Source organism: Mycolicibacter arupensis (genome assembly GCF_002086515.1).
In the GTDB taxonomy this organism is placed as follows: domain Bacteria; phylum Actinomycetota; class Actinomycetes; order Mycobacteriales; family Mycobacteriaceae; genus Mycobacterium; species Mycobacterium arupense.
The window spans coordinates 1-12,813 of the sequence record NZ_MVHH01000024.1 but is presented as its reverse complement, the minus strand read 5'-3'; the positions used below and the strand labels follow the sequence as shown (position 1 = coordinate 12,813).

Here is a 12,813-nt window from a genome sequence, read left to right as displayed (position 1 = left end):
CTGCCGCCACGGCCGGCTCCGCCGTCCTTGCGGTCGCCGCGGCCGCCACGGCGACGACCCGCCACGGCCGGCTCCGCCGTCCTTGCGGTCGCCGCTAAGCTCGGCTGGATGCGATTCGCATTCAAAACCTCACCCCAAAACACCACCTGGGACGACATGCTCGCCGTCTGGCGAGCAGCAGACGCCATCGACGTCTACGAGTCCGGCTGGACTTTCGACCACTTCTACCCGATCTTCGCCGACCCGGCCGGGCCATGCCTGGAGGGCTGGACCACCCTGACCGCGCTGGCCCAGGCCACCACCCGACTGCGGCTGGGCACCTTGGTGACCGGGATCCATTACCGCCACCCCGCCGTCTTGGCGAACATGGCTGCCGCCCTCGACATCATCTCCGGCGGCCGGCTCGAACTGGGAATCGGCGCGGGGTGGAACGAAGAGGAATCGGGGGCCTACGGAATTCAGTTGGGCAGCATCCGCGAGCGCTTCGACCGCTTTGAGGAGGCCTGCCAGGTCCTGATCGGGCTGTTGAGTTCCGAAACCACCACTTTCTCCGGGACCTACTACCAACTCACCGATGCCCGCAACGAACCCAAGGGCCCACAACGACCCCATCCGCCGATCTGCATCGGCGGCAGCGGTGAGAAGCGCACGCTGAAAATCACCGCGAAGTACGCCCAACACTGGAACTTCGTCGGCGGCACCCCCGCCGAGTTCGCCCGGAAGCGCGACGTGCTGGCCGGCCACTGCGCCGACATCGGGCGTGACCCGAAGCAGATCACCCTGTCGGCACATCTGCGGCTTCAGCCCGAGCTGGACTATCGGCGGGTGATCGACGACGCCGCGGCACTGGGGGCCGAGGGCCTGGATCTGGCGATCGCGTACCTGCCTACACCGCATGATCCTGCGGTGCTCGAACCGCTGGCGGAGGCGATCCGCGACTCCGGGCTGTTGGCCCAGACTCCACGCAGATAGAGGTCAGCAAACTATCTTCCGCGAGCCAAGGGCCCGCTCCCGCGCAGCCCGAGGGCGCCTAGGTAGCGAAGCGCAAGAGTTCGTCGGCGGTGATCAAGCGTTCGTGTTTGGCGGGGAAACCCCGACTTCTGCGCGGATGGCGCAACAGCGACCAGGCCATACGGCCCATCCGGTATCGGTATATCGAGTTGATGTACACGGCGCTGACCCCCGCCCCGGCTCGGACCAGATTGGAATAATGCGGACCATGTTAACACGTCGTTAACGCGGATCACATAGCTGACCATTAGACACCCGCCGCAGGGCAAACAAAGCCCGACTCGCCGACCGATGTGACAAAAGTTACTTAAGTTGCTGGTGGGGTTCTTGTCATGATGTGCTCAGCGGCCAGCCGGCGGGCCCTGGTGATCGGCGCGACGGACCGCTCGACTTTGGAGCCCACCAGCGCGCCGTCGTAAAGCAATTGCAGATCGCCCGCACAGTCCTGCGCATCAATGGCCCCCGCCCGCTCCAGCAGCCCCGCCAACGTCGTATGCATCCAGCGGCGATGCGCTACCACCGGCTCCAGCTCGGTGCCCGCGTAAGCCCCGGCGGCGTTGACGTACAGGCACCCGCGATAGCGACGCTTCTTGGCCGCAGACGCCGCCAGGTCGAAGAACAGCAGAATCTGCTCAACGGGATCGCTCAGGGCAGCCGCAGCCCCGTGATAGCGCTTGCGATCAGCCTGATCCAAAGCATTCAGATAGGCCAGCACGAGGGCATCCTTGGACCCATAGAGGCTATAGAGGCTCGCCTTTGCGACCCCCGCCTCGGCCAGGATCCGGTCGATTCCCACTTCCCGAATATCTTGTGCTGCAAAGAGTTCCGTCGCGGTATCAAGAAGCCGCTGAGCCGGCGGCACGCCGCTCCTGCCGTGCGGGGCCTGGCCTTGGCCCACTCCGGTGGTGCGCGTCATGGCAGCAGATTAGCCCAGTCCGCTCAATAGACAGGGTTGTCTATTGCTGGCACGGTCGTAGCCATCCGACGGCGAAAGGACACCCCATGACCCTCTACCTCTACGAGATCGCCCCGCTGCGCCTCGACCGCTCCGACGCCGACCGGGCGATCAAAGAGCTCGACGCCCTGATCCACCAGCAGGGCGGTGAACTCATCGAGGCGCAAGTGACCGGTGGCGAGCACCGAACCTTTGTGATCGCGGAATTCGGCGCCTGCCAAGCGCCTTCGGTCGACGCGACCGCGCTGTCGGTGGCCGAAGCCAGTGGCCCCCACCCGGTGCGACTCGTGGGTGCCGAGCTGGCCGAACTCAAGGCCGCGCGCCCCGAGGCGGGCTACCTCGTCGAATGGGACCTGCCCGCCGACTTGGACATGGACACCTACCTTGCTCGTAAGAAGGCCAAGTCGCCGAAGTACGCCGATGTCCCCGAAGTCACGTTCCTGCGTACCTACGTGCGCGAGGACATGGACAAGTGCCTGTGCTTCTACGACGCCCCCGACGAGACCGCGGTGCGCCGGGCTCGCGAGGCCGTCACCACGCCCATCGACCGACTGCATCGCTTGGAAGGCGAGCAGCGGTGAGCGCACCGGTGCGCCTGGTGCACACCGCACTCTCGGACCTCACCGCGGTAGTCGCAGACCGGGCCGAAGCACTCGACGCCGGCACCCTGGATGTCCGCGACGACCTGGCGCGCTTCGGCGCGGCCGACTTCTTCGAGCCCGCCCTGCGTGACGACGGACTTCCCGAGTTGGCGTCCATGATCGAACACGCAGCGGCGGCGAGCCTGGCGGTCGGCTTCTCGCTGTGGGCTCACACCATGGCGGTGACCTACCTGGCGCACGCGCCGGCGGTAGCCCGCGAAGGCCGACTGGATGCGCTGCGCAGCGGCGCCCGCGCAGGTGTGACGGCGATGGCCGCCGGCCTCAAACAGGTCGCCGGGCTGGGTCCGGTTCCACTGGTCGCCGATAGCACCGATGACGGCCTGCGGATCAACGGGCCGATTCACTGGGCTTCCAACGTGTTCGAGGACTCACTGATCGTGCTGCCGGCCCGCCGCCGCGATGGCGCCACGCTGGTAGCGGTGGTTGACGCGAATACTGATGGCATCACGGTCAATCCGCCACCGGACCTGATGGCCCTGGGGGCAACCGCATCGACGTCGCTGCACCTTCACGACGTTCGGGTGCGGCCCGAGCAGGTGCTCACCACCGACCTGGCCTCGTTCGTCAGCACGATCAGGCCGACTTTTCTGCTGCTGCAGACCGCCTTTTGTGTCGGGGTGGCTGCCGCGGCACTGGAGGGCGCCGGCAGGGCCGGCGGCACGCTGGCCGAGCAGTTCAGCGGCGAACTCACCGAGCTGGGCGCGGACCTGCACCGCCTGCGCGGGTCGCTGTTCGCACTGGCCGCACGCTCACGCGCGGCAGGTGTCGCCGACATCATTCGGCTACGCCTCGACGGTGCCACCACCGCGCTGGCGGCAACCCGCCTGGAATCCACCCTGGCCGGCGGCGCCGGTTATGCAACCCGCAGCGGCGCCAACCGCCGATTCCGGGAAGCAGCATTTCTCCCCATTCAATCGCCCTCGGAAGGACAACTGCGGTGGGAACTGAGTCGGTACGCATAGCCCAGGGCGGCAAGCAGTTCGGCGCGGTCACCGTTCTCCGCGACATCGAACTGTCCGTGGGTGACGGCGAGTTCGTCGCGGTCCTGGGAAGCAGCGGCAGCGGCAAGTCGACGCTGCTTCGGGTGCTCGCCGGGCTGGAGTCGCTGGACACCGGCACCGTCACGTGGAACTCCGATGGCAACCGGCCCCGCACCGGGGTGGTGTTTCAGCGCCCGCTACTGATGCCGTGGCTCACCGTCGCCGAGAATGTCTCCTACGCAAAGCGCTTCGCTGCCCACCGCTCCGACTTCGATCAGGAGCGCGTCGCCGAGTTGATGGCTCGATTCGGCGTGGATCAGCTTGCCGACCGCTATCCCGATCAGCTGTCCGGAGGACAGGCTCAGCGGGTGGCCATCTTGCGTGCGGTGGCCACCAACCCGAGATTGTTGCTGCTCGATGAGCCCTTCAGCGCACTGGACCCCACCACCCGCGCCGACCTGCAGGGCTGGCTGGGACAGTTGGCGGCCGCACTACGGGTGACCGTGGTCCTGGTCACCCATGATGTCGATGAAGCCCTACGGCTGGCAGAGCGAGTGATCCTGCTCGGCTCGGATGGGCGGCTGCGCAACCAGTGGGAGATCTCAGACGCTGCGCCCGTCGGCCACGCGGATCTGCGTCAGGAGATTCTGGCCCAGTACGACGCCGACCGCGCCAGCGTCGTCGGTGGGGTGCGGTCGTGACCACCCTCAGCCGGCGCAGCCTGCTGGTGGGCACTGCCGCGGCCGCCGCGGCCGGCGGCATCTTCGGACTCGGCGATCTGGCCCGCAGTGCCACCGCCGCTCGCGGGGCCGAGATCGGCGGGCCACTGCGCATCGGCTACCTGCCCATCACCGACGCCGCGCCCTTGCTGATGGCGCACAGCGCCGCGTTGTATCCGGCCGGTCTGGTCAGCACGGCCAAACCGGTGATGTTCCGCAGTTGGGCTGCACTGGGCGAAGCATTCGTCACCGGCAAGGTGGACGTGGCGCATCTGCTGATGCCGATGGCCGTGCAGTTGCGTTACGCCCTGGGCGGCGGTGTTCGGGTACTGGGCTGGAATCACACCAACGGTTCGGCCCTGACGGTGGCGCCCCAGATCACCGACGTGGCCGACCTGGCCGGGACCCAGGTCGCCATTCCTTTCTGGTGGTCCATCCACAACATCGTGCTGCAGCAGCTGCTGCGCGCACACGGACTACGACCGGTGGTGCGCCGCAGCGCCTCTCGCGCCGCACGGACCGTGGAGTTGATCGTGATGAGCCCGTCGGACATGGTGCCGGCGTTGGCCAATCGCTCCATCGGCGGCTACGTGGTGGCGGACCCGTTCAACGCGGTCGCCCAGATCAAGAAGATCGGACACATCCACACCTTCCTCGGCGACGTCTGGCGAGACCACGCCTGCTGCGCGCTCATCACCCGCGACGACGTGATCGCGCAGCGGCCCAACGCAATCCAACAGGTCACCGACGCCGTAGTCGGCGCGCAACTACTGCTGAACGCCGATCGGATCGCCGCCGCCAAGGCCCTCGGTGGCGGCCACTACCTGCCGCAACCCGTGCCCGCGGTACAGCTGGCCTTGACCTACCCCGACCCCCCGTATCGGCTGAACCATCCGGACTGGCATCCCCAGCGGCTCGGCTTCACCCCGTTTCCCTTCGCCAGCTTCACCCGGCGCCTCGTCGAAGCCATGGGCGAGACGGTCATCGACGGCGACCGTCGATTCCTCGAGCGGCTGGATCCCGCTCGGGTCCACGACGACCTCGTCGACGATCAGTTCGTGCGGGCCGCGCTCGCCCAACACGGCGGTCCGACGGCATTCGGTCTGGCCGCTTCACTGACACGAGAAGAACAGGTGCACGCCTTATGATCACCACCGCAGCGCAGCTCAGTCACCCACCCGCTCCAGGCCGCGACTCGAACGCGGGCTCCCGGTGGTGGCCGCGGATATGGCCCCCGGTTGCCAGCATCGGCGTCGCCGTGACGCTGTGGTGGGCAGCCACCACTGTGCTCTGCGCTCCGCAGTCACTGCTGCGACAGACCGCGCCGCAGCATGTGCTGCCGGCGCTGGCCGAGCTGGTCAGTCGCGGGGTGTTGGCAACCGACACCGCCGTCAGCCTGTACCGGCTGCTGATCGGCCTGCTCATCGCCGCTCTGATCGGCATCCCGACCGGCCTGCTCATTGGCCTGAGCCGCACTGCCGAGCGAGCGGCCAGCCCGTTGGTGGCATTTCTGCGGATGATCTCACCGCTGTCGTGGACCCCGATCACCGTGGCACTGTTCGGAATCGGCAACCAGCCGGTGATCTTCCTGATCGCCGTGGCAGCGGTCTGGCCGGTGCTACTCGGAACCGTCGCCGGTGTCCACGCGATCGACCCCGGATTCCTGCACGTCGCACGATCGCTGCATGCCAGCCGCATCGAGCAACTGACCGCAGTGGTGCTGCCGGCCGTGCGCGTTCAGGTACAGAACGGTCTGCGGCTGGCCCTCGGAATCGCCTGGGTGGTGCTGGTTCCCGCCGAAATGCTGGGGGTGCGTTCGGGTCTGGGGTATCAGATCCTCAACGCCCGGGATCAGCTCGACTACGCCTCTGTGGTCGCGGTGATCGCCGTCATCGGTGTGCTCGGCTATCTGCTGGATCTGGCCGCCCGAATCCTGCTCGCACCGCGGCGTATCCAGCAAAGCTGATCGCCGCCTCGGCGGCCGCTACCGGATGGGAGCGGCCGTCGAGACGATCGGCGACGGCAACGCGGTGCGGCCCATCAGGTAACGGTCCACGCTGGCTGCCGCGGAACGCCCTTCGGCGATCGCCCACACGATCAGGGACTGACCTCGACCCATGTCCCCGGCGACGAAGACACCCGGCACCGCGGTGGCGTACTCGGCATCACGTGCCACGTTGCCGCGGTCGGTGAACTCGACGCCCAGATCAGCCAGCAGCGGCGACCGTTCGGGTCCGACGAAGCCCATCGCGAGCAGAACCAGGTCTGCTTCGAGCTCGAAGTCGGTGCCTTCCACCTTCTCGAAACCACCGCCCTGGCGACGTACCTCGTGCGCACGCAGCCCGGTCACACGGCCGTCTTTACCGGTGAACTCCTCGGTGTTGACCGAGAACACCCGGTCACCACCCTCTTCGTGCGCCGACGTGGTCCGCATGACCAGGGGGTAAGTAGGCCACGGTGTCGAGGGGTCCCGAGTCTCCGGGGGACGCGGCATGATCTCGAACTGGTGCACATGCGTCGCGCCCTGGCGGTGCGCCGTGCCCAGGCAGTCGGCGCCGGTGTCACCGCCGCCGATGATGATGACCTTCTTGCCGTGGGCGGTGATCGGGGGCTCGGCCATGTCGCCCGCCTGGACCCGGTTGGCCCACGGCAGGAATTCCATCGCCTGATAGATCCCGTCGAATTCACGGCCGGGGATCGGCAGGTCACGCCAGGCGGTGGCGCCGCCCGCCAGTACGACGGCGTCGAACTCCTCGCGTAATTGCTCGACCGTCAGGTCGACCCCGACATTCACACCGGTCTTGAAGACCGTTCCCTCACCGATCATCTGCTCGAGTCGCCGGTCCAGGATGCGCTTTTCCATCTTGAATTCCGGGATGCCGTAACGCAGCAGTCCGCCGATACGGTCGTCGCGCTCGAAGACCGTCACCGAATGTCCGCCGCGGGTGAGCTGCTGGGCGGCGGCCAGGCCGGCCGGCCCGGAGCCCACCACCGCGACCAACTTGCCGGTCTGCACCGACGGCAGGATCGGGTCCGTCCAGCCCTCAGCGAAGCCACGTTCGACGATCTCGTATTCGACCTGCTTGATGGTCACCGGCGGCTGGTTGATGCCCAGCACACAGGCGGGCTCACACGGTGCGGGGCAGAGCCTCCCGGTGAAGTCCGGGAAGTTGTTCGTAGCGTGCAGCCGATCGAAGGCCTCACGCCAGCGGCCGGTACGCACCAAGTCATTCCACTCCGGAATGAGGTTCCCCAGCGGACAGCCGTTGTGGCAGAACGGAATACCACAGTCCATGCAGCGACCGGCCTGCTCGCGCACGGACTCCTCGGCGAAGTCTTCGTAGACCTCATTCCAGTCGCCCAAGCGCTCGCTGACCGGTCGGCGCACCGGCAGGACCCGCAGGGGGATGTTGATAAAACCTCTCGGGTCAGCCATGAGCCGCCGCCATAATCGCCTCCTCAGGATCTGCGCCGCTGGCTTTCGCCTCGGCGACCGCGGCGAGCACTCGCCGGTAGTCGCGCGGCATCACTTTGACGAAATCCCTTCCGCGGTTGGCCCAATCGGCCAGAATCTCGCGAGCGGGAACCGAGTCGGTGGCAGCGATATGCGCCGCCAGAATGTCACGCAGCCAGGCCACATCGTCGGCATCGAAATCGTCGAATGTGTCGAGGTCCACCATCTCGGTGTTGAGCCGGCCGCCCAACGCCCGATCGGGGTCGTAGACGTAGGCCACGCCACCGGACATCCCGGCGGCGAAGTTACGGCCGGTGGGTCCCAGAACCACAACCTTCCCGCCGGTCATGTACTCGCAGCCGTGGTCGCCGACTCCCTCGACCACCGCCACCGCGCCGGAGTTGCGGACCGCGAACCGCTCACCGACCACCCCGCGCAGGAACGCCTCGCCGGACGTTGCGCCGAACAGGATCACGTTGCCGCCGATGATGTTCTCCTCGGCCGCGTAGCCCTCGGGGGCGTCCAGCGAGGGCCGCACCACGATCCGACCACCGGACAGGCCCTTGCCGACGTAGTCATTGGCGTCGCCGAAGACCCGCAGGGTGATCCCGGAGGGGACGAAGGCCCCGAAGCTGTTACCCGCCGACCCGGTGAAGGTGATGTCGATGGTCCCGTCGGGCAACCCTTGGGCGCCGTAGGCCTTGGTGACCTCGTAGCCGAGCATGGTTCCGACGGTCCGGTTCACGTTGGATATCGCACTGCTGAATCGGACCGGAGCACCCGAGTCGACAGCCTCGCGACTCATCGCGATCAGTTGCTGGTCCAGTGCCTTGTCCAGACCGTGGTCCTGGCTCGAGGTGCAGTACAGCCCCTGGTTCATGAACGCCGAATCCGGTTCGTGCAGAACCGGGGTCAGGTCGAGCCGGTGGGCCTTCCAGTGCGCCCGGGCCAACGTGGTGTCCAGTGCGTTGACCTGGCCGACCGCCTCGTTGATGGTGCGGAATCCCAGCGCGGCAAGGTATTCGCGCACTTCCTCGGCGATGAACCAGAAGAAGTTCTCGACAAACTCCGGCTGGCCACTGAAGCGCTCACGCAACTTCGGGTTCTGGGTCGCCACGCCCACCGGGCAGGTGTCCAGGTGGCAGACCCGCATCATGATGCAGCCCGAGACCACCAACGGTGCGGTGGCGAAACCGAACTCCTCACCGCCCAGCAGCGCGGCGATCACCACGTCGCGGCCGGTCTTGAGCTGGCCGTCGACCTGCACCACGATCCGGTCCCGCAGTCCGTTGAGCAGCAAGGTCTGCTGCGTCTCGGCCAGTCCCAGCTCCCAGGGCGCTCCGGCGTGCTTGAGCGACGTCAGTGGCGCGGCGCCGGTGCCCCCGTCGTGACCGGAGATCAGCACCACGTCGGCGTGCGCCTTGGACACACCTGCCGCGACCGTGCCGACGCCACTTTCAGCGACCAGCTTCACGTGGATGCGGGCCTCGGGATTGGCGTTCTTCAGATCGTGGATCAGCTGCTTGAGATCCTCGATCGAATAGATGTCGTGGTGCGGCGGCGGTGAGATCAACCCGACACCCGGGGTGGCGTGACGCACCTCGGCGACCCACGGGTAGACCTTGTTGCCCGGAAGCTGTCCGCCTTCGCCGGGTTTGGCGCCCTGCGCGATCTTGATCTGCAGATCGGTGCAGTTGACGAGATACTCGCTGGTCACACCGAAACGTCCCGAGGCGACCTGCTTGATGGCGCTTCGCCGCCACGAGCCATCGGCGTCGGGGAGGAAGCGACTGTGGTGCTCGCCGCCCTCACCACTGTTGGACCGGCCGCCGATGCGGTTCATCGCGATCGCCAGCGTTTCGTGTGCCTCTGCGGAGATCGATCCATAGCTCATGGCACCGGTGGCGAATCGCTTGACGATCTCGGTAGCCGGCTCCACCTCTTCGATGGGCACCGGTGGGCGCTCCCCGAGCTTGAACCGCAGCAGGCCGCGCAGCGTGGCCAACCGTTCGCTCTGGTCATCGACGAGCTTGGTGTACTCCTTGAAGACCGCGTACTGACCGGTGCGGGTCGAGTGCTGCAGTTTGAACACCGTCTCGGGGTTGAACAGGTGGATCTCGCCCTCACGACGCCACTGGTACTCCCCGCCGACCGGCAGTTCGCGGTAGGCCCGCTCTTCCGGGCGGTCCAGATAGGCCAGCCCGTGACGGGCAGCCACGTCGGCGGCGATGTCGTCGAGCGTGATTCCGCCGATCGGGCAGTACAGCCCGGTGAAGTACTCGTCGAGGACATCCTGGGAGATCCCGATCGGCTGGAACAGCTGGGCCCCGGTGTAGGACGCGCGCGTCGAGATCCCCATCTTGGACATGATCTTGAGCACGCCCTTGGAAGCGGCCTTGGCGTAGTTGTACAACGCCTTCTCGCGGTCTTGGGGCGCCTGCAAGCCATCGAGCAGACCCCGGTCGAGCATGTCCTCGACCGACTCGAACGCCAGGTAAGGGTTGATGGCGGCAGCGCCGAACCCGATCAGCGCGGCCATGTGGTGGACCTCGCGGGCGTCTCCGGACTCCACGACCAGGCCAACCTTGGTGCGGGTCCGCTCCGCGACCAGGTGGTGATGCACCGCAGCGGTGGCCAGCAGCGAGGGAATGGGAGCCATCGTCTCGTCGGACTCGCGGTCGGAGATCACCAGGAAGCTGGCGCCCTCGGCTATCGCTTCCGACGCCCGCGCGCAGACCTGCTTCAGTGCCGCACGCAACCCGGCGCCGCCGGCGGCAGGCGGGTACAGGCAACTGATGACTGCCGTGGAGAGGCCGTGCGGGCCGCGGGATCCGATCTGCTGCTCCGGGTCCAGCTTCACCAGCTTCGCAAGCTCGGCGTTGCTCAGGATCGGCTGGGACAGCACGACCTGCCGCCAGGTGGGCTCATCGGTGTTGAGAAGGTCGCCTTCGGGGCCCAGCGCGCCCTGCAGGCTGGTGACCACCTCTTCGCGGATGGCGTCCAACGGCGGGTTGGTGACCTGAGCGAACAGCTGCTGGAAGTAGTCATAGAGCAGCCGCGGGCGCGCCGAGAGCGCCGCCACCGGGGTGTCGGTGCCCATCGATCCGATTGGCTCGGCACCGCTGCGGGCCATCGGCCCCAGCACTAGATTGAGCTCTTCATAGGTGTAGCCGAAAATCTGCTGTCGCAGCAGCACCCGGTGGTGTTCCATCCGGGGGGCGTCACCGGGGGGCAGTTCGTCGATGCCGATCAGGCACTCGTCGATCCACTGCTGGTACGGCCGTTCGCCGGCCAGCGTGGATTTGACCTCGCGGTCGGAGATGATCCGCCCCTCGGCGGTGTCGACCAGGAACATCTTGCCCGGCTGCAGTCGCTGCCGGTGCACCACCGTGGCCGGGTCCAGATCCAGGACCCCGGCTTCGGATGCCATCACGACCAGGCCGTCTTCGGTGACCCAGATACGCGACGGCCGCAGACCGTTGCGGTCCAGCACTGCGCCCACCACGGTTCCGTCGGTGAACGTCATCGAGGCCGGGCCGTCCCAGGGCTCCATCAGCGAGTCGTGGTACTCGTAGAAGGCCCGGGTGGACGCGTCCATGCTTTCGTGGCGTTCCCAGGCCTCGGGAATCATCATCAGCACCGCGTGCGGCAGGCTCCGGCCACCCAGGTGCAGCAGCTCAAGAACCTCATCGAACCGTGCGGTGTCTGAGGCACCGGGCGTACAGATCGGGAACAGCTTGTCGGCGCTGCGCGGTCCGCCCGCCGCGCCGAACACGTCGGTGCGAATCAGCGCCTCGCGCGCCCGCATCCAGTTCTCGTTACCGGTGACGGTGTTGATCTCGCCGTTGTGAGCGATCCGGCGGAACGGGTGAGCCAGCGGCCACGACGGGAAGGTGTTGGTGGAGAACCGGGAATGCACGATGCCCAGCGCGCTCTGCATGCGCTCGTCGGCCAGGTCGGGGTAGAACGCTTTGAGCTGCGGGGTGGTCAACATGCCCTTGTAGACCATGGTCCGGCCGGAAAGGCTGGGGAAGTACACCGATTCCCGGCCTGGACCGTCCTGGCCGGGGCCCTTGCTGCCCAGCTCGTGCTCGGCGCGCTTGCGCACCACGTAGGCGCGGCGCTCCAGAGCCATGCCGGAGGCGCCGCCGATGAACAGCTGCCGGAAGGTGGGCATGGCGTCACGCGCCAGCGCACCCAGTGACGAGTCGTCGATCGGCACCTCACGCCAGCCGAGGACCTGCAGGCCCTCGGCCTCCACGATCTTCTCCAAACCGACGCACGCGGCCGCTGATTCTTTGGCCGACTGCGGCAGGAAGGCGATACCGGTGGCGTAGCTGCCCTCGGGCGGTAGCTCGAAATCGGTCACCGCGCGCAGGAACAGATCGGGAATCTGGATCAGGATTCCGGCGCCGTCGCCGCTGTTCGGCTCGGCTCCCGCGGCGCCACGATGATCCAGATTGATCAACGCGGTGATCGACTTATCGACGATGTCGCGGCTGCGCCGGCCATGGATATCGACCACCATGGCCACACCACACGCGTCATGCTCGAACGCGGGGTTGTAGAGCCCCACCCGACTGGGCGCCATCGCACCTGACCCTTCGCACGTCTTTGCCCGCGGGCCCGATGGACCAGCGGTCAAGGTGATGTTCCGTGCGACGTTGAACGGCGTTCTTGCCTGAAAAATCTCGACAGGCAACGCCACGATATACCCCTACCTACCTCGCGTGCTAGTTCGCTGGACAGCGGGCCCGCAGTGAGGGTTGTGTTACGCCGACGCAATAACCGGATGATGTCCAGGAAATGTGCCCTACCTATCGTTTGGCTGTCTTAACGCGAAGGAGACCAAAGATGGCCGCCGACCTTTTCAAGCTCATCGCCGACGAGTCGGTTGAGTACGTCGACATTCGATTCTGCGATCTGCCCGGAGTGATGCAGCACTTCTCCATTCCGGCCGCAGCGTTCGACGAGAGCGTGTTCGAGGATGGGCTGGCATTCGATGGCTCGTCGATCCGCGGATTCCAGTCGA

The 12,813-nt window shown here is 66.8% G+C and carries 10 protein-coding genes; 7 read left to right on the top strand and 3 right to left on the bottom strand.

All coding sequences use genetic code 11. From position 1 onward, the window contains the following. Positions 1-108 precede the first annotated feature (108 nt). Entirely contained in the window at positions 109-972 is an 864-nt protein-coding gene (locus tag BST15_RS12505; RefSeq protein WP_046190645.1) for an LLM class F420-dependent oxidoreductase, read from the top strand. A gap of 346 nt (positions 973-1,318) precedes the next feature. Here BST15_RS12505 and BST15_RS12500 read toward each other — a convergent pair whose 3' ends face one another. Further along, entirely contained in the window at positions 1,319-1,927 is a 609-nt protein-coding gene (locus BST15_RS12500; protein ID WP_046190646.1) for a TetR/AcrR family transcriptional regulator, read from the bottom strand. Between the two features lie 86 nt (positions 1,928-2,013). Between BST15_RS12500 and BST15_RS12495 the strand changes: the two genes are divergently transcribed. From BST15_RS12495 to BST15_RS12475, 5 genes are read left to right on the top strand one after another with little or no spacing between them, the layout of a single operon-like run. Continuing rightward, entirely contained in the window at positions 2,014-2,547 is a 534-nt protein-coding gene (locus BST15_RS12495; RefSeq protein WP_046190647.1) for a DUF4242 domain-containing protein, read from the top strand. Further along, positions 2,544-3,590 carry an acyl-CoA dehydrogenase family protein gene (locus BST15_RS12490; RefSeq protein ID WP_046190648.1) on the top strand — a complete coding sequence of 349 codons (1,047 nt, stop codon included), beginning with the start codon at positions 2,544-2,546 and terminating at the stop codon, positions 3,588-3,590. The genes BST15_RS12495 and BST15_RS12490 overlap by 4 nt, the downstream gene beginning before the upstream one ends. After that, a complete protein-coding gene (locus BST15_RS12485) occupies positions 3,566-4,309 on the top strand; it encodes an ABC transporter ATP-binding protein (RefSeq protein WP_046190653.1) in 744 nt (247 codons plus the stop codon). The genes BST15_RS12490 and BST15_RS12485 overlap by 25 nt, the downstream gene beginning before the upstream one ends. Continuing rightward, positions 4,306-5,475 (top strand): ABC transporter substrate-binding protein, encoded by a 1,170-nt coding sequence (locus BST15_RS12480; protein ID WP_046295612.1) that lies wholly within the window; start codon positions 4,306-4,308, stop codon positions 5,473-5,475. The genes BST15_RS12485 and BST15_RS12480 overlap by 4 nt, the downstream gene beginning before the upstream one ends. Next, entirely contained in the window at positions 5,472-6,293 is an 822-nt protein-coding gene (locus tag BST15_RS12475; protein WP_083070975.1) for an ABC transporter permease, read from the top strand. The genes BST15_RS12480 and BST15_RS12475 overlap by 4 nt, the downstream gene beginning before the upstream one ends. An 18-nt stretch (positions 6,294-6,311) precedes the next feature. Here the strand turns inward: BST15_RS12475 and BST15_RS12470 are convergent, their stop codons facing one another. Next, entirely contained in the window at positions 6,312-7,763 is a 1,452-nt protein-coding gene (locus tag BST15_RS12470) for a glutamate synthase subunit beta (RefSeq protein ID WP_046190650.1), read from the bottom strand. Further along, a complete protein-coding gene (gene gltB, locus BST15_RS12465; RefSeq protein ID WP_046190651.1) occupies positions 7,756-12,372 on the bottom strand; it encodes a glutamate synthase large subunit in 4,617 nt (1,538 codons plus the stop codon). Before gltB ends, BST15_RS12470 begins: the two co-directional genes overlap by 8 nt. 215 nt (positions 12,373-12,587) lie before the next feature. Here gltB and BST15_RS12460 point away from each other — a divergent pair. After that, a partial coding sequence (locus tag BST15_RS12460) for a glutamine synthetase (protein WP_420093281.1) occupies positions 12,588-12,813 on the top strand: 226 nt, incomplete at its 3' end.